At 71.5% G+C, this 16,882-nt stretch carries 13 protein-coding genes; 5 read left to right on the forward strand and 8 right to left on the reverse strand.

Features of this window, described 5'->3' with window-relative positions:
- The first annotated feature begins 128 nt into the window (after positions 1-128).
- The 3 genes from ACIBEI_RS39605 (at position 129) to ACIBEI_RS39615 (ending at position 3,631) form a co-directional block, all read left to right on the forward strand.
- On the forward strand, positions 129-1,460 hold the full coding sequence (locus tag ACIBEI_RS39605; RefSeq protein WP_398895490.1) for a cytochrome P450: 1,332 nt from the start codon (positions 129-131) through the stop codon (positions 1,458-1,460).
- A gap of 108 nt (positions 1,461-1,568) precedes the next feature.
- Complete coding sequence (locus ACIBEI_RS39610; RefSeq protein ID WP_398895492.1) at positions 1,569-2,126, forward strand: hypothetical protein; 558 nt, start codon at positions 1,569-1,571, stop codon at positions 2,124-2,126.
- Positions 2,127-2,158: 32 nt separating this feature from the next.
- On the forward strand, positions 2,159-3,631 hold the full coding sequence (locus ACIBEI_RS39615) for a hypothetical protein (protein WP_398895493.1): 1,473 nt from the start codon (positions 2,159-2,161) through the stop codon (positions 3,629-3,631).
- Between the two features lie 89 nt (positions 3,632-3,720).
- On the opposite strand, the gene ACIBEI_RS39620 is transcribed toward ACIBEI_RS39615, so the two are convergent.
- Both ACIBEI_RS39620 and ACIBEI_RS39625 read right to left on the reverse strand, forming a co-directional pair.
- On the reverse strand, positions 3,721-4,398 hold the full coding sequence (locus tag ACIBEI_RS39620; RefSeq protein WP_269647942.1) for an AIM24 family protein: 678 nt from the start codon (positions 4,396-4,398) through the stop codon (positions 3,721-3,723).
- A 243-nt stretch (positions 4,399-4,641) separates the two neighbouring features.
- Complete coding sequence (locus ACIBEI_RS39625) at positions 4,642-6,444, reverse strand: S8 family peptidase (protein WP_398895494.1); 1,803 nt, start codon at positions 6,442-6,444, stop codon at positions 4,642-4,644.
- Between the two features lie 495 nt (positions 6,445-6,939).
- On the opposite strand from ACIBEI_RS39625, the gene ACIBEI_RS39630 reads away from it, so the two are divergent.
- Positions 6,940-8,025, forward strand: a complete 1,086-nt coding sequence (locus tag ACIBEI_RS39630) for an ABC transporter substrate-binding protein (RefSeq protein WP_398895496.1) — start codon at positions 6,940-6,942, stop codon at positions 8,023-8,025.
- A gap of 66 nt (positions 8,026-8,091) precedes the next feature.
- Here ACIBEI_RS39630 and ACIBEI_RS39635 read toward each other — a convergent pair whose 3' ends face one another.
- Positions 8,092-9,834, reverse strand: a complete 1,743-nt coding sequence (locus ACIBEI_RS39635; protein ID WP_398895595.1) for an ABC transporter ATP-binding protein — start codon at positions 9,832-9,834, stop codon at positions 8,092-8,094.
- Between the two features lie 277 nt (positions 9,835-10,111).
- On the opposite strand from ACIBEI_RS39635, the gene ACIBEI_RS39640 reads away from it, so the two are divergent.
- The gene (locus ACIBEI_RS39640) at positions 10,112-10,762 is read left to right on the forward strand and encodes a TetR/AcrR family transcriptional regulator (RefSeq protein ID WP_398895498.1); all 651 of its coding nucleotides are present in this window, start codon (positions 10,112-10,114) and stop codon (positions 10,760-10,762) included.
- 154 nt (positions 10,763-10,916) lie between these two features.
- Here ACIBEI_RS39640 and ACIBEI_RS39645 read toward each other — a convergent pair whose 3' ends face one another.
- The 5 genes from ACIBEI_RS39645 to ACIBEI_RS39665 form a co-directional block, all read right to left on the reverse strand.
- Positions 10,917-12,548, reverse strand: coding sequence for a hypothetical protein (locus tag ACIBEI_RS39645; RefSeq protein ID WP_398895499.1), 1,632 nt, complete (start codon positions 12,546-12,548; stop codon positions 10,917-10,919).
- A gap of 84 nt (positions 12,549-12,632) precedes the next feature.
- A complete protein-coding gene (locus ACIBEI_RS39650; protein WP_398895501.1) occupies positions 12,633-14,462 on the reverse strand; it encodes a flavin-containing monooxygenase in 1,830 nt (609 codons plus the stop codon).
- A 49-nt stretch (positions 14,463-14,511) separates the two neighbouring features.
- The gene (locus tag ACIBEI_RS39655) at positions 14,512-15,351 is read right to left on the reverse strand and encodes an SDR family oxidoreductase (protein ID WP_398895503.1); all 840 of its coding nucleotides are present in this window, start codon (positions 15,349-15,351) and stop codon (positions 14,512-14,514) included.
- A 59-nt stretch (positions 15,352-15,410) separates the two neighbouring features.
- Positions 15,411-16,631, reverse strand: a complete 1,221-nt coding sequence (locus ACIBEI_RS39660; protein ID WP_398895505.1) for an NAD(P)/FAD-dependent oxidoreductase — start codon at positions 16,629-16,631, stop codon at positions 15,411-15,413.
- On the reverse strand, positions 16,628-16,825 hold the full coding sequence (locus tag ACIBEI_RS39665) for a ferredoxin (protein ID WP_398895507.1): 198 nt from the start codon (positions 16,823-16,825) through the stop codon (positions 16,628-16,630). Before ACIBEI_RS39665 ends, ACIBEI_RS39660 begins: the two co-directional genes overlap by 4 nt.
- Positions 16,826-16,882 lie beyond the last annotated feature (57 nt).

The raw sequence follows: 16,882 nt of genomic DNA on the forward strand, positions 1-16,882 counted from the left end.
GATCACCACACACTTATGCGCCGTTCCCGCGGCCCTTGAAAAGATGCGAAAGCACATTCGCGCAGCGGGTCGCGCGAGCCCTCGCGCACGCCCTTGCCGCCCCGCCGCGCCCGGTCCACCGTGGTGGCGTGACCTCACGAGCGACGCCCACGCCACCTGCCGGGGAACCCGGCCCAGGCGCCGACCCCGACTCCGGCCCCGGCTCCGGCCCGGACGCCGTCCCCGACGTCTTCGACCCCCGGCAGTACGCCGCCGGTGTCCCCCACGCCGCCTACCGCGTCCTGCGCGACCACCATCCGGTGGCCTGGCAGCAGGAGCACGAGGTGCTCGGCTGGCCGGCCGGGCCCGGCTTCTGGGCGGTCACCCGGCACGCCGATGTGGTGCGGGTCCTGAAGGACTCGGAGACGTACTCCTCGTATCTCGGGGCGACCCAGATCCGGGATCCGGATCCGGACGACCTGCCGTTCATCCGGCGGATGATGCTCAATCAGGATCCGCCGGAGCACGGGAGGTTGAGGCGGCTCGTCAGCCGGGCGTTCACCCCGCGCCGCGTCGACCACTTCGCGTCGGTCGCCCGGGCCCGGGCCCGTTCGCTCTTCGAGCAAGCGGTGGCGACCGCACGTAAGAACGACGGCACCTGCGACCTCGTCACCGATGTCACCGACGACTACGCCCTGCTCAACCTGGCGGATCTGCTCGGTGTGCCGGAGAGCGACCGCGGGCTGCTGCTGCACTGGACCCAGCGGGTCATCGGCTACCAGGACCCGGACGAGGCGGGCCCGCCCGTGCTCGACGCCGTGGGCAAGCCGGTCAACCCGCGCTCACCGGCGGCACTGCGGGACATGTTCGCGTACGCCCGTGAGCTGGCCGGCCACAAGCGGCGGCATCCCGGTGACGACGTCATGACCGTGCTCGCCGCCGACGGTGAACTCGCCACCGCGGAACTGGAGATGTTCTTCTTCCTGCTGACGGTCGCGGGCAACGACACGGTACGCGGCGCGGCTCCCGGCGGGCTGCTGGCGCTGGCCGGGCATCCGGAGGCGTACGCCCAACTGCGCGCCGGTGTCGTCGACTTGGAGTCGGCCGTCGACGAACTCCTGCGGTGGCACCCGCCGGTGCTCACCTTCCGCCGCACGGCCGTGCGGGACACCGAACTGGCCGGGACACCGGTCCGCGCCGGGGACAAGGTGGTGGTCTTCCACGCCTCCGCCAACCACGACGAGCGGGTGTTCGCCGAGCCGCACCGGCTGGACCTGGCGCGTACGCCGAATCCGCACGTCTCCTTCGGGGACGGACCGCATGTCTGCCTGGGCGCGCACTTCGCCCGGCTGCAGCTGCGGGTGCTGTACGAGGAGGCGCTGCGCGCCCTGCCCGGGCCGCCGCGCGTCGCCGGGCCTCCCCGGCGGCTCGTCTCCAACTTCATCAACGGCCTGAAGTCGCTGCCGCTGCACGTGGCCTGAGCCGGCCGGTTCGGCTGGGCTCCCTGAGGTACGGGTTGACGATCCATTGACCTGCAACTTAGGTTTGCCTTACCTAAGTGGTTTTCGCCTCCGAAAGGCCAACTGCCCATGAGATCCGCCGTGTTCGCCCGCGCCACCCGAATCGCCGCCGTCGGTGCCACCGCCGCCGCGCTGACGGTCGGGCTCGCCACCTCCGCCTCGGCAGCCACCGCCACGCGGTCCGTGACGGTGAGCGGAACGACGTACAACCTGTCACTGACGGCCCCCGACGCCCTGTCGGCCGCCGGACAGAACATCACCGTCTCCGGCAGCGGTTACAACACCATCCAGGGCGTCTATGTCGGCCTGTGCGTCATCCCCGAGGGCGTCGTGCCCGGCGACCCGTCGACGTACACCTCCCGGCCGACCCCCTGCCTGGGCGGCGCGGACCAGTCCGGCACGACGGGCGCCTCGCACTGGGTGTCGAACTTCGGCGGCGGCACGGTCGCGAACAGCTCCACCTACGGCTCCGGCGGTTCCTTCAACGCCAGCGTGCACGTGAACCCGAACATCGCCACCGGCCAGGTCTGCGGCACGGACGTCGACTGCGCCATCGTGACGCGCGCCGACCACACCGGCAGCGGCAACCGCTCGTACGACGTCTACATCCCGGTCACCTTCTCGTGACCGCGCCTCTCAGAACCCGGGGGCGGAGCGATGTGCTCCGCCCCCGGGCGGCGGGCGCCCTCGTGGGCATCACGGCGGTGGTCCTGACCGCCGTCGTCGTCAGCACGCCCGCCGTCGGCGCCGACGACCCGCCGACCACGGACGGGTACGAGCAGACGGCCCGCCTCACGACCGTCGGCAAACCACTCGACCTGCTGGTGCACCCCGAGTCGGGGAAGCTGTACGTCGGGTCCGACACCGTCGCCGGGACGACGGGCGGCAGCCTGGCCGGGGTCTATGTCGTCGACCCGGCCTCCGGGAACGTTCTGAACTGGGTGAAGACCTCGCCCGGCAGCACGGGCGCGCCCGCCCAGCTTCCGGGCAAACGACTCGTCGGGCCGCTGCCGGGCGACGGGGTGCACTACCTGGTCGGGCTGCGCGGGATCGCCGCCGTGAAGGACGGGGACCCGGCGGGGCGCGGAGGCTGGCTCACCGGCACGACGATCACGCAGGCCAAGGCCGGTGCCAAAGCCGGCACGGTCGTGGTCGTCCGCGGGACGAAACTGGAGGAGGTCGCCGTCGGCGAGACGTCGGTGACCGTGGAGCGCTCGCTGACCCTGCCGGCCGCCGGTGGTCCGCTCGCCGTGGACACCGCCGCCGGGCAGATCTGGGTCACCGACAACACCAACAGCGTGCTGCGCAGGGTGAGTTCGGCCGACTTCACGCCGGACGGCAAGGAGATCCCGCTGGCCGCCGGTGCCGCGGTGTCCTTCCTGGAGTGGGACACCGAGCGCGGAGTGCTCTGGGCGGGGCGCGGCACCGTGCTGGAGGCGTACGACATCGCCACCGGCAAACTGGCCGCCTCCTTCGACGCGAAGCCCGGCGACACCATCGCGGACGTCGCCGTGGACCCGCGCTCCGACCGGGCGTTCGCGGTGTGGCAGGACTGGGGCAACCCGCCGGAGGAGGGGGACGGCGTGGGGCAGCTCGCGGTGTACGACACGGCGACGCTCAAGGACCTCGGCATGGGCGCCGAACTGCCGGGCGTCAACGGCCAGTTGGGCAGCTCGTCCGTCGCGGTGACGCCGGGCGGCGACTCGGTGTTCGTCGCGAGCCCGTCCGAGGCCTCGCTCACCGTGTTCCGGGCGCCGGTGCCGCCGTCGCCCTCCGAGTCGCCGTCACCGTCCGACCCGGGATCGCCCTCGCCCTCGGACCCGGCCTCGCCCAGCCCCTCGGACGGAACGCCCGAGCCGTCGCCCAGCGACTCGGGACCGGACGCCGATCCGACCGACTCCGGGACCACGGTTCCCGTCGACGGTCCGAGCGCCGACGGAAACAGCGTGGGTGGCACGACCGGTGGCGGCGCGCAGACCACGACCGGTGGCGGCTCGCTCGACACCACCGGCGACGGGTCGCTCGCCTCGACCGGCACCGACGTGCTCCTGCCCGCCGCGGCCGGCACCGCGGCGCTGCTCGCCACCGGCACCGCCGCGGTGCTGTGGCGCCGCCGACGGGCCACGACGTAGACCCGTCGGCGGATCGCGAAGGAGACGGGCGGACACCCGGCACCACCGGAAGGTCCAACAGCCGTGAACCGGCCCGACAAGGGCCCGTATCAGTGCTGTTGGACCTTCTGCGGTGTCGCCTCGCTCGGCCGTACGACGACGTATCCCTCGCCCTGGAGCATCAACTGCACGGCCTCGCCCGAGCCGCCGCGGATCATGGAGCCGATGGACTGCGAACGGTGCAGTGAGGTCTGGAGGTTGGCCGTCCAGCCGACGATCGCGTCCGTGTCGACGTACACAGGCCACTGCGGCGAGACGGGGATGACCAGCGGGTTGCCCTCGCAGACGAGACCGAGCCTGCCGTGTCCGGTGAAGACGCTGTTGAACAGCCCGCCACCGGTGATGCCCGCGCCCTTGACCGTCTTGATCTCGTACTTCAGTGAGGCGTCGAAGCACAGTACGTTGCGGCCGTTGACGGTGAAGACGTCACCGGGGTCGATGTCGACGATGAAGCAGTTCTGCGCCTCGTGCGCGAACCAGGCCTCCCCCTGCCCGCGCACCGCCATGAGCGCCAGCCCCTCGCCCGTGACGGCCCGTTTGAGCATGCCGCCGACGCCCTGGCCCTTGCGCTCGAACTGCAGACTGCCTCGATAGGCGATCATCGCGCCCTGCCGGGCGAGCATCTCGCCGTTGACGGCGTACTTGATCGACTTGGCGTTCTCGACGCTCATGCCCGCCGCAGTGGCCGGCTGCACCATGTACTCGCTGGAAAACAGGTCACCCTTCATGCGGGCATCCTGTCCCGGAGGCGCGGGTTCCACCATCCAGCGGCGGGATGAAAGGCGGCGACGAAGGTATACGTCCGCGGAACGAAAGGCGGGGCGGCCGACGCCCGCTCGCGTCGGCCGCCCCTGCGGGGGCCTTTCGGCCCCACCCTGTGGGGGGTGGTTCGTCAGTCGTCGATCAGTCGTCGATCAGCCGCCGTCCGCCTGGTTCAACAGTCGCCCGACGGCCGCTCGACGGTCAGAAGCTCAGAAGGTCAGCTTCCAGCTGTTGATCGTGCCGGTGTCCGCCGAGGCCACGTCCTGCACGCGCAGCTTCCAGGTGCCGTTGGCGGCCTCGCTGGACGCGTCCACGGTGTAGGTCGTGTTGACGTTGTCGGCCGAGTCCGAGCCCGAGGACTTCAGCCGGTACGCCGTACCGTCCGGGGCGACCAGGTCGATCACCAGGTCACCGCGGTAGGTGTGGGTGATGTCGACGCCGACCTGGAGGGCCGAGGGCGCGTTGCCGGTGCGGCCGCTGACGGCGATCGAGGACTCCACGGCCGAGCCGGCGTCCGGAATGGAGACGGCCGTGCCGCTGGTGAAGGTGGTGCCCCCCGTGGAGCCTCCCGACCCGCTCACCGCCTGCACCGTCTTGGCCGCGTCCGCGAGACCCGCGCCACAGCCGCCCGAGCAAGCACCGGGCAGAGCACGCGAGTTGGTCTTGATCGCGGACTCGATCTGGGCCGGGGTCAGCGCGGAGTTCGCCGACTTGGCGAGCGCGGCGAGACCCGCGATGTGCGGGGCGGCCATGCTGGTGCCCTGGTAGTAGGCGTACGACTCCGAACCCGGGCCCTGCGTACCGGAGTTCAGCGTGGACAGGATGCCGTTGGCGGTGCCGGTGCTGGTCTGGCCACCGGGTGCCGCGATGTCGACGACCGAGCCGTAGTTGGAGTAACTGGCCTTGGCGCCCGAGCGGTTGAGCGCGGCGACCGAGATCACGTTGCTGCAGCTGGCCGGCGAGTAGTTGGCCGCGTTGGCGTTGCTGTTGCCCGCCGCGACGACGACCGTGGTGCCCCGGCCCACCGCGTTGTTGATCGCGGTCTGGGTGGCCGTGGTGCAGGCACCGCCGCCGCCCAGGCTCATGTTGATGACCTTGGCGACGTTGGCGTTGGCCGGGACGCCGGAGACCGTACCGCCGGACGCCCAGGTGATGGCGTCGATGATGTCGGAGTCGTAGCCGCCGCACTTGCCGAGGACGCGCAGCGGGGAGATCTTCGCGTTGTACGCGATGCCCGCGACGCCCTTGCTGTTGTTGGTGGCGGCGGCGATGGTGCCCGCGACATGGGTGCCGTGCCAGGAGGAGGGCTGGCCCGTGGTCTGCTCGCACTCGCCGGCGGAGTACCAGTCGCCCGGGTCGGCCGGGTTGCTGTCGCGGCCGTTGCCGTCCACCGAGACCGCGGTGTCGGAGATGAAGTCGTAGCCCGCGACGATGTTGGCGGCGAGGTCGGAGTGGGTGACGTAGCCGGTGTCGATGACGGCGACGGTCACGCCGCTGCCGGTCGCGGTGTCCCAGGCGCCGGGCACGCGCATGCCCGCGGTGGTCTCGAAGAGGTCCCACTGCTTGCTGTACTCGGTGTCGTTCGGGTCGGCCTGCGGCTTGTTGAGGCGGTCCGGCACGACGTACGCGACCTGCGGGTCGGCCTGGTACTCGGCGACGACGTCGGCGACATCGGCCTTGCTCAGCTGCTCGCCGAGGTCGACCAGCGCGGCGCCGGTGCCGAGGCGGCGCTGGAAGTCCAGGCTCTCGCCGGCCTCCTTGCCCTTGGCCTCGGCGTCGGCGGAGGCGGCCTTGTTCGACTTGGCCTCGGTGGCGCCCGACTTGTAGCCGACGATCAGTCGCTCGGCGGGGGCGGACACGGCAGCGGCGGCGGACTTCGCGGTCTGCTCGGCGGGGACCTTGGCGGTGGCGGGACCGGCCAGCGCGAGGGACGTGGCGGTCCCGGCCAGGAGTGTCGCGGAGATCGCGGCGACGGATATCAGCTTCCGTCTCGCGGGTCGGGGAGTACGCAAGTGAGTGCCTTTCGTGGCCGGCTCCGGGCAGCGCGAAACAGCGATGCGATGCGATGCGGTGCATGCGGTGCCGTGCGGTGCGGAGCAGCGGTTCGATTCGCTTCGTCGTCGAAGCGGCGGGGGGTGCAATCGAGAAGGCGCCATGCCCTGTCGGACTGGGCCGGCCGTGCGCGAGCCTCCAGTCAGGGGTTACCTGTGGTTCGGCTGTGCTCGAACAATAGGCGGAGCCTTTATCCCGCGGATACGGGGAAAACCCTCGATCCATGGCCGAGAACCCCCTATGGGGACCGCCCAGTTGGCGAGAAAGCACCCTTTCCGGACGTTCAGTCCTGTCTCGTCGGCAAGGGACGCGGACGGGGCGGGAGGGGCTGCCGCCGGGCGAAAAGTTAGGCTAGCCTTACCTTTCTCTTCCTTGGTCTCCCGTTTCCCGGTCTCCCGATTCCCGGTCTCCCGCCGAACGCTTCCCCGGTCTTCCGCCCGCCGAAGGAGTCGCCCATGCACGCCCCGCGCCCCGCCGCCCCTGCGCCCGTGCCCGCCCGCGCGCTCTCGCGTCGCGGGGTCCTCGCCGCGGCGGGAGCCCTCGGCCTGGGCGGTCTGCTCACGGCGTGCGGCAGCGACGTAGACAAGGACAGCGACGGCAGCGGCGCCGCCAACTCGTCCGCCGGCGGGGGAACATGGCGTTTCAAGGACGACCGTGGCACGACGGCCAAGGCCGACCGGACGCCGAAGCGCCTGGTCGCCTTCGTCGGCGCGGCCGCCGCGCTGCACGACCTCGGCATCGAGTGCACGGGCGTCTTCGGCCCGACGAAACTGAAGAACGGCGAGCCCGACCCCCGGGCCGGCGGCATCGACGTGGACAAGGTGACGATCCTCGGCAACACCTACCCGCAGTTCAACGTCGAGCGGTACGCCGGGCTGCGGCCCGACCTGCTGATCGCCCAGATGACCGACCCGCCGGCGCTCTGGTACGTCCCCGAGGAGTCGGCCGAGAAGATCGAGTCGCTCGCCCCCAACGTCGGCATCCTCACCGCGAAGAGCTCGCTCACCCATGTGATCGGCCGCTTCGCCGACCTCGCGAAATCACTCGGCGCGGACCTGACGGCCGACCCGGTCACCTCCGCGGAGGAGCGCTTCAAGTCGGCCTCGGCCACCTTGCGCCGGGCGGCCGGAGAGGCCCGCGCGAAGGGCCGTGGCGGCCTGAAGGTCATGGTGGTCTCCGCCTCGGCCGACATCCTGTACGTCGCCGCCCCGGACGCCTTCACGGATCTGCGCTACTACGAGTCGCTCGGTGTCGGGTTCGTGACGCCCTCGAAGACGGGCGCGGGCGGCTTCTGGCAGGAACTCAGCTGGGAGAACGCCGACATGTACGAGGCCGACCTGATCCTCGTCGACGACCGCGAGGGCAACCTCCAGCCGGCCGACCTGAAGAAGACCAAGCCGACCTGGGCCAGGCTGCCGGCCGTACGGGCGGACCGGACCTTCCCGTGGGCCGTCGAGGAGCGGTACAGCCACGCCGGGTACGCGCCGCGCATCGAGCAACTGGCGGCGGCACTACGGCAGTCGGAGCCCGTTACCTCGTAACCGCCGCTCCACGGGCGGTACTCAACTGCCGCCGGGCTCAGCCGCCATCAGGCCCGGTCGCCGGGGTCAGCTGTCGACGGACTCGGGCACCGTCAGTCCGTCGTCCGTGGCCGCGAGGAACTGCGTGGCGGCGAGTTCGGCGTACAGCGGGTCTCTGGCCACGAGTTCGCGATGGGTGCCGACCGCCCGTACCCGCCCCGCGTCCATGACGACGATCCGGTCGGCCATGGTCACCGTGGACAGCCGGTGGGCGACGACCAGGACCGTGGTGGTGCGGGCGACATCGGCGACGGTGTCGCGCAGCGCCGCCTCGTTGACCGCGTCGAGCTGGCTGGTGGCCTCGTCGAGCAGCAGCAGCCGGGGCCGCCTGAGCAGGGCGCGGGCGATGGCGACGCGCTGGCGCTCACCGCCGGAGAGCTTGGTGCCGCGGTGGCCGACGAGGGTGTCGAGCCCCTTCGGCAGCCGGTCCACGAGGGAGTCGAGGCGGGTGGTCTTCAGCGCGCGGAGCACCTCGCCGTCGTCGGCGTCGGGATTGCCGAGCAGGATGTTGTCGCGGAGGCTGCCGGACAGGACGGGCGCGTCCTGTTCCACATAGCCGATGGCGGACCGGAGCGCGGAGACCTCCCAGTCGGTGAGGTCGCGGCCGTCCAGCGCGATGGTCCCCTGCTCCGGGTCGTAGAACCGCTCGATGAGCGAGAACACCGTGGTCTTCCCGGCGCCGGACGGTCCGACGAAGGCGGTCATGCCGCGCGGCGGGACGGCGAAGGTCACGCCGTGGTGCACGTACGGCAGGTCGTCGTCGTAGCGGAAGCGGACGTCCTCGAAGGCGATCGAGGCCGGTTCGGCGCCGGGCCGGGGCAGCGGCGAGGGCTCGGCGGCCGGTTCGGCGGGCAGCAGCCTGGCCTCCTCGATCCGGGCCAGGGCGGCCGAGCCGGTCTGGTACTGGGCGACGGCTCCGACGACCTGCTGGATCGGCGCCATCAAGTAGAAGACGAACAGCAGGAACGCGACGAGGGTGCCGATGTCGATGGCCTCGGTCGCGACCCGTGCGCCGCCCACGGCGAGGACGGTGATGAAGGCGACCTGCATCGAGAGGCCGGCCGTGTTCCCCGCCAGCGCCGACCACTTGGCGGCCCGTACGCTCTGGCGCCACGACTCCTCGGCGGCCGCGTGCACGGCCCGCTCCTCGCGGTGCTCGGCGCCGGACGCCTTGATGGTCCGGAGCGCGCCGAGGGTCCGCTCCAGCGAGGCGCCCATCGCTCCGACCGCGTCCTGCGCGCGCTTGCTGGCGCGGTTGATCCGCGGCACGATCACGCCGATCACCGTGCCCGCGGCCAGGACCACGCCCAGGGTGACGCCCGTCAGCACCGGGTCGACGAACCCCATCATCGCGAGCGTGGCCACCAGGGTAAGCCCGCCCGTGCCGAGGCCGACCAGTGAGTCGGTGGTGACCTCCCTGAGCAGTGTGGTGTCGGAGGTGATCCGAGCCATCAGATCGCCGGGCTCGCTGCGGTCGACGGCGGATATGCGCAGCCGCAGCAGATGCGACACCAGGCCCCGCCGCGCGCCGAGCACGACGGACTCGGCGGTGTACCGCAGCACGTACCCGCCCAGCGCCCCGATCGCCGCGTTGGCGACCACCAGCGCCGACATGGCCAGCAGTGCGCCGGTGATCGCCCGGTCATGTCCCAGGTCGTCGATGAGAGCCCGGGCGACCAGCGGAAGCGCGAGCCCAGCGGCGCCGGTCAGCAGCGACAGCACGGCCCCGAGCAGCAGTGTCCAGCGGTACGGGCGTACGTACCCGAGCAGGAGCCGCCACGGCGGCGTGGACGGTGAGTCGGTCGGGTCGGACTGGTCGGACTGGTCGGACTGGTCGGACTGGTCGGACTGCGGCACGGTGCTCCCCCTCGGTCGGCTCCCCTCCCGCTCTCGGCCGGAGTCCCGTCCACGGTCCGGTTCGGAGTCCGGTCCGGGGCCTCGTCCGGAGCAAGGGGGATCGATGGAAGTATCGCCGATGCCACTGACAGCGTCGTAGGGGATTTCGACCGGCGGTATTCGAACGGACCCGTCGAGTAACGTTCGACGAATGACCGCTGCCCCCGAACAACCGGCGTGGCGCCGGCGTGCCGTCGAGCGATCCACCCGGGCCGCGAAGCTGCGCGCGGAGGAACGCGTACAGAGGTTTCTGGACTCGGCCTACGCGCTCATCGCCGAGAAGGGCACGACGGACTTCACCGTCCAGGAGGTCGTCAACCGTTCGAAGCAGTCGCTGCGCAGCTTCTACCAGTACTTCGAAGGGAAGCACGAGTTGCTGCTCGCCCTGTTCGAGGACACGCTCGCCAGGTCGGCGAACGAGATAAGGGAATCCGCCGCGGCGAAGAGCGATCCGCTCCGGGCGCTGCGCCTGGCCGTGGAGATGCTCTACGAGCGGGCGCGGCCGGGCCCCGACGTACCGCGGCAGCTGTTCGGCGGCTTCGCCCTGCAGCTGCTGGTGAAGCACCCCTCGCAGGTGGCGGCCGCCCACCGGCCGCTGCTCACGGTGTTCGCGGAACTCATCGAGCGGGCCGCCGACGCGGGCGCCATCGCGGCCGGGCGGCCCCGCCGCCAGGCCGCGCTCGTCCTGCAGACCGTCATGTTCGCCGCCCAGGCCCACGGTGCGTCTACCGACGGTCACTCCGAGCCGGTCACCTCCGAGGAGGTCTGGCGGTTCTGCCTGGGCGGTATCTCCGGCACGTAGGCGCTCCGCTGGGGTGCGGGGGTTCGTGTGCCGGGTTCGTCTTCGTGTGCGGGGCTCATGTGCAGTGCTTCGGGTGCGGGTTCGTCGTGGCTGGGCGCGCAGTTCCCCGCGCCCCTAAAGGGGCCCCGGCCCCTCAACGAGGGGCGCCGGGCCCTCAACCCTCCGAAGGCGCGCGGGCCGACAGGTGCAGGATGCTTCCCTCGCCGTTCGCGGAGAGGAGGAGGGAACCGTCCGGGGACACGGCGAGGCCCGCGAACGGGCGCGGTGAGCCGGGCATGCCCGCGGCGAACAGCGCGGGTTCGGTGCGGGTGATCCCCGGGGGCAGACCGACCGCGAGGTCCTCGGCGTCGATCCGGGTCTCCCCCGTCGTGAGGGACAACGCCCGCAGACACCGGTGTTCGACGTCCACCGTGAACAGTTCGTCCCCGCGGACGGCCAGCCCCTGGGGCGCGCCGAGACCGTCCGCGACGGTCACCGTCTCGCCGTCGTCGTCGATCCGGAGCACGGCCCCGAGTTCGTCGTCGCTGACGTAGCAGCGCCCCTCGGTGTCGAAGGCGATGTCGACGGGGTGCCGGAGCCCCTCCGCGAGCACGGTGACGGTGTCCGTCCCGTCGATCCGCCCGTCGATCCGTACGACGCGGCCGGCGCCCGACTCGGCCACGACGAGGGCTCCGTCGGGCGCGCGCTCGATGCCGGTGGGCTCCTTCAGTCCTTGCACCCGTACGCGCGTGGTCCTGCGCACGGGATCGTACGTACGGACGTCGCCGTACTCGGAGGCGAAGTGGAGAAGTCCGTCGTCCGCGGTGATGCCGTGGACGAAGGGCTGCAGTTCGTGGGTGATCACGCCGCTGGAGTCGTGCTCCCCGGAGTCGCCGGGGCCCGCCAGGCGGTAGTGGTCCGCCGCGAACACCGTGCCCCGGAGGTCGACCGTCACCCCGAAGGGGCCGCTGAGTCCTCGGGGAACGATCTCCCGGGTGCGGCCGTCCTCGCGCATCTCCGTGACGCCGCCGCTGCCGAAGCTGGAGACGAACATGCGGTTCTCCGCGTCGAAGGCCGCGTTGTCCAGCCCGAGGACGCCGCTGACGACCACCGACCGCGTGCCGGTGGCGAGATCGATGCGGGTCACGATGCCGGCGGGGCCCCGCGACAGGACGACGAGGACGCCGCCCTTGTCGAACCGGACCGCGACCGGGTCGTCCACCTCCTCGGCGAACAGTTCGGGCGTGCCGCCGTCCGGCGGGATCCGCCAGACCTGGTTGCCGATCATGTGCGGGTAGTACAGACAGCCGTCCGGGCCGAGCTGCATCGCGTTGCCGAGGGCCAGCCCGTCGGTCAGCACGACCGGGTCGCCGCCGTCCGGGAACAGCTCCAGCAGGCGGCCGTTCATCTTCATCTCGTTGACGAAGAGCCGGTCTCCGACACAGGTGATGCCGTTGGGCACCTGCACCTGGTCGGAGACGAGGCTGTACGCGCCCTGGGGGCTGCGCCGCCAGACCCGCCCCGGTGTCAGGTCGGCGATGTACATGGAACCGTCCGCCCCGAAGGCGAGGTCGTCGGGCGCCTGCACCGGACCGTCCAGCGGCACCACCACGTCGACGTCCCCCGTGGCCGTGTCGACGGCGCTGATCTGTCCGGCGAGGAACTGTGCCACGTACAGCCGTCCGTCGGGTCCGAAGGTGACGCCGTTCGAACCCCACAGGCGGTTCGGGGGGTTGAGTCTGTGCAGGTCCCAACGACCGCTTGTGGAAGGCGTGTTGCCGGTGTCGTCGAATCGGCTGGGCCGCATCGTCGTTCCCCGTCCCTGGGTTCGGTGATGGTCACTCGTACGGTCGGGGCGCCCACACCCCCGTGGCCGGGCGCCCCGGGCCGATCACTCGACGATGACGTCGTTCATGCCGCCGTCCACCCGCCAGCGCCTGAGCAGTTCGTGGAACGCGACGGGTCCGTCGCCGTACGACTCGCTGCGCTTCCTGGGCCTGCCCTCGTTGTTGTAGTAGCCGGGGGTGCACTCGGCCTGGAACTTGTAGAGGTCTGCTGCCTTCTGACGGATCGTCGCCACCCAGGCGTCCTGGGCCTCGGGGGACGGCTCCACGTACCGGGCCCGGCGATCCCGTGCCTCGGCGACCACCTCGGCGACATGGCCGGCCTGTTCGTCGAGGATGTGGACGTAGTTCACGGCGCTGGCGTTCTGCAGCGGGCCGAGCTGGAAGAGGTTCGGGAAGCCGTGGCTGTAGAAGCCGTGGAGTGTCCTGGGGCCGCTCTGCATCCAGGCCCCGGGCAGAGTGGCGCCCTCCCTTCCGTACACGGGGAGTTGGCCGGAGAGGATGCCCGAGACGCCCACCTCGAAGCCGGTGGCGAAGATGACGCAGTCGACCTCGTACTCGGCGCCGCCGACCACAACGGCGTCCTCGGTGATGCGCTCGACGCCCCCGTGGTCGGCCGTGTCGACGAGCGTCACGTTGGGCCGGTTGAACGTGTCCAGGTAGTGGTCGCTGAACGTGGGCCGCTTGCACATGTAGCGGTACCAGGGCTTGAGCGCCTCGGCCGTGGAGGGGTCCTCGACGAGGGTGTGCACGCGGTCGCGGATCTCGTTCATCTTCTGGAAGTCGGCGAGTTCGTTGAGGCGGTCGCGTTCCTCGGGCGGGAGGTCCGCGTAGTTGTTGGTCGGGATGAGGTTCTGCAGCAGCCGGGCGCTGCTGGTCCAGCCGTCGTTCACCAGGTCCTCGTCCGCGTGGGTCCCGGTGACGGTCCTGAGGAAGTTCTCCCTGCGGCGCCGCTGCCAGCCCGGTTCGAGCGACTCGGCCCACCCGGGGTCCGTGGGGCGCTGGCCGCGTACGTCGACCGAGGAGGGGGTGCGCTGGAACACGTACAGGCGCTCGGCGTCGCGGCCGAGGTGCGGTACGACCTGGATGGCGGTCGCTCCGGTGCCGATCACGGCCACGTGCTTGTCGGCGAGCCGGTGCAGGTTTCCGTTCGCGTCGCCCCCGGTGTACGCGTAGTCCCAGCGGCTGGTGTGGAAGGTGTGGCCCTTGAAGTTCTCGATGCCGGGGATGCCGGGGAGCTTCGCCTGGCTGAGCGTGCCGCTGGAGACCACCACGTAGCGGGCCCGGATGCGGTCGCCGCGGTCGGTGGTGACGATCCACTCCAAGTCGGTGTCGTCCCACCGGAGTTCGGTCGCCCGGGTCCGGAAGCAGGCGTCCTCGTACAGGCCGAAGTGCCGCCCGATGGCCCGCGCGTGCTGCCGGATCTCCTCGCCGGGCGCGTACTTCCACTCGGGGACGTAGCCGATCTCTTCGAGGAGCGGCAGGTAGACGTACGACTCGATGTCGCAGTGGATTCCCGGGTACCGGTTCCAGTACCAGGTCCCGCCGAAGTCCCCGGCCTGCTCGATGACCCGGATGCCCCGCACCCCCGCCTGCCGCAGACGCGCTCCCGCCAGCAGACCGCCGAACCCGCCGCCTACGACGACCACTTCCACCCGGTCGGTGAGCGGTTCTCTGGTGAACTCCGGCTCCTCCACGTACGGATCGTCGGCGTAGTAGCCGAACTCACCGGCGACGCGGTGGTATTGGGCGTTGCCGTCGGGGCGGATCCGCCGGTCGCGCTCGGCCCGGTAGCGAGCGCGCAGGGCCTCCGGGTCGAACCCGAGCTCCTCCGGGTCGAATTCGGGCGCGGCGGACGGGGTGTGGGGGGTGGTCATGCGTGTCCCTTCTGTTGTTGAGGGGGCGTGCGGTCGCCGCCGGTCGCCGCTACGGGCGGAAGTGGAGGCGGAGCCAGGCGGCCTGTCCGCCGTCGACGAGCAGGTCGGTCCCGGTGATGTACGACGATTCGGGGCCGGTCAGGAACGCCACGGCGTCGGCGATCTCCCCGGGCGTCCCGACGCGGCCCGATCCGCTCGCGTCCAGCATGTCCATCATGTGCGCCCCGGACGGCGACGCGGCCTCCGCCCGGGACATCGCGGTGGCGATGACGCCAGGACTGACGCTGTTGATCCGGGCGCCCCGCAGGTTCCAGGCGAGCGCGGCGGCCTGCACCCGCAGGTGGTTGGCCCGCTTGGTCACGATGTACGCGGTCTGCGCGTCGTCACCGATCGCGGTGACGATGTCGAGGCCCAGGAGGTCCTCGGTGGCGGTCGTCGCGAGGGCGGCCTCCTCCTCGCGACTCAGGGACGCGACATGACCGGCCATGCTGGAGATCACCACCAGGGCCGTACCGCGGGTGGCGACGGTCTCGAACGCGTCGATGACATGCGCGGTGCCGAGCAGGTTGACGTCGACGATCGTCCTCGCCGGCCCGGTCGCGGGCGAGACTCCCGCGGTGTGCACGATCGCGGCCACCCGGCCCTCGGCGGCCGCCGCCTCCGCGAGCTTGTGCACGGCCCCGCGGTCGGACACGTCGGTCACCATGCCCCGCACCGCGTAGCCCTCGTCGGTGAGCGAGGTGACGGCCCGGTCGAGCCCCTGGCTGGACGCGTCGGCAAGGAGCACGTTCCGCCCGTTGCCCAGCCGGCGCGCGACCGCGACGCCCATCCCTCCCGCCCCCGTGACCACGACCACGTCACGACGCTCCTCGTTCGGACGGTCGACCATGAACAACCTCCCTGATCGTTTGAACTGCCCTGTCCCGGCGCCCGGTTGCGCGCGAGGGGCTACAACACGCCCGTGGCCGGCACGGCGTCACGCCATGTGGAGCGCACGGCGACGGCCTGCCGCCAGCCGCGGATCGCCTTGGGCGGCATACCGACCGCGAGAACCCCGGCCAGATGGTCACCCCTGCGGTAGGCGACCAGGAACCGGCGCTCGGCCAAGTCCCCTTCCACCACGGCGACTTCGTCGTGGCCGCGCAGATAACCGAACGCCTGGACCTTCATGCCGTACTGGTCCGACCAGAAGTAGGGCACCGGCGCGAACGGTTTGCGCGCCTGCGGGTGCAGCAGGTTCCGGGCGGCGGCCATGCCCTGCTCGGCGGCGTTCGTACGGTGCTCGATGCGCATCGACGCCCCGAACAGCGGGTTGTGCCAGCGGGCGACGTCACCGGCCGCGTACACGCTCCCGGTAGTCGTCCCAGGGGACTTCGTCGGCCCGGGGGACTCGCGGACCGCCTCGCAGTACTCGTCGCAGACCAGGCCGTCGCCCACCGTGAGGCCGCTGTCCGCCAGCCACTCGGTGTTCGGCAGCGAGCCGACGGCGACCAACACCTCGTCGCCCGCGACCAGTTCACCGTCGGCCAGCCGCACGCCGCCCTCGGTCACCTCGCGGACGGTGACCCCGGTGCGCAGGTCCACCCCCTGCTCCAGGTGGGCGGCCGACAGCACCCGCCCGACCTCGTCGCCGACGGCGTGGCCGAGCGGCACGGGAGCCGGTTCCAGGAGGGTGACCTCGGCGCCCAGGCCCCGGGCCACGGCGGCGGCCTCGGCACCCAGGAACCCGGCGCCGACGACCACGAGCCGCCGCCCCTCCCCCAGCCGGTCCCGCAGCGCGAGCGCGTCGTCCAGGGTGCGCAGCACATGCGCGTGCCCGTCACCGGGCAGCCGTCGTGGACGCACCCCGGTGGCCACGACCAGTCCGTCGTACGCGATCCGCGACCCGTCCGCGAGCAGTACCTCACGCCCGTCGAGGTCGAGGCTCGTGGCCGCGCTGCCGAGTCTCAAGTCCAGCTTCAGGGCGTCGAGTTCGCCGGTCGAGCGCAGCGTCAGCCGGTCGTGCTCCCACTCGGACGCCAGGATCTGCTTGGACAACGGCGGCCGGTCGTACGGCGGGTGCGGCTCGTCACCGATCAGGGTGAGCGTGCCGTCGTACCCCTCCCGGCGCAGCGTCTCGGCGGCCGAGAGTCCGGCCGCCGAGGCACCCACGACGAGAATCCGCCTCACTGGTCGACCAGCCGGATCGCCGCCGCCGGGCAGATCGCCACGGCCTCGCGCACCCCGTCCAGGAGTTCGTCGGCGGGCTGCTCCTCCAGGAGGATCGCCACTCCGTCGTCGTCACGCTGGTCGAAGACCTCCGGGGAGGCCATCACACACTGACCCGACGCCACACATTTCGGTTCGTCCAGTTCCACACGCATGGTCTTCTTCCTTGCTCCTTCGGTACGTTCACCCACTGCGTTCAACGGTGCGGGCCG

The organism is Streptomyces sp. NPDC050988, assembly GCF_044456225.1.
Classification (GTDB): domain Bacteria; phylum Actinomycetota; class Actinomycetes; order Streptomycetales; family Streptomycetaceae; genus Streptomyces.

Excerpts from the sequence above, each read along its gene's own strand:
- ACIBEI_RS39610 (WP_398895492.1), top strand. The coding sequence starts at position 1,569 with ATGAGATCCGCCGTGTTCGCCCGCGCCACCCGAATCGCCGCCGTCGGT.
- ACIBEI_RS39650 (WP_398895501.1), bottom strand. The coding sequence starts at position 14,462 with ATGACCACCCCCCACACCCCGTCCGCCGCGCCCGAATTCGACCCGGAG.
- ACIBEI_RS39645 (WP_398895499.1), bottom strand. The coding sequence starts at position 12,548 with ATGCGGCCCAGCCGATTCGACGACACCGGCAACACGCCTTCCACAAGC.
- ACIBEI_RS39620 (WP_269647942.1), bottom strand. The coding sequence starts at position 4,398 with ATGAAGGGTGACCTGTTTTCCAGCGAGTACATGGTGCAGCCGGCCACT.
- ACIBEI_RS39655 (WP_398895503.1), bottom strand. The coding sequence starts at position 15,351 with ATGGTCGACCGTCCGAACGAGGAGCGTCGTGACGTGGTCGTGGTCACG.
- ACIBEI_RS39665 (WP_398895507.1), bottom strand. The coding sequence starts at position 16,825 with ATGCGTGTGGAACTGGACGAACCGAAATGTGTGGCGTCGGGTCAGTGT.
- ACIBEI_RS39630 (WP_398895496.1), top strand. The coding sequence starts at position 6,940 with ATGCACGCCCCGCGCCCCGCCGCCCCTGCGCCCGTGCCCGCCCGCGCG.
- ACIBEI_RS39640 (WP_398895498.1), top strand. The coding sequence starts at position 10,112 with ATGACCGCTGCCCCCGAACAACCGGCGTGGCGCCGGCGTGCCGTCGAG.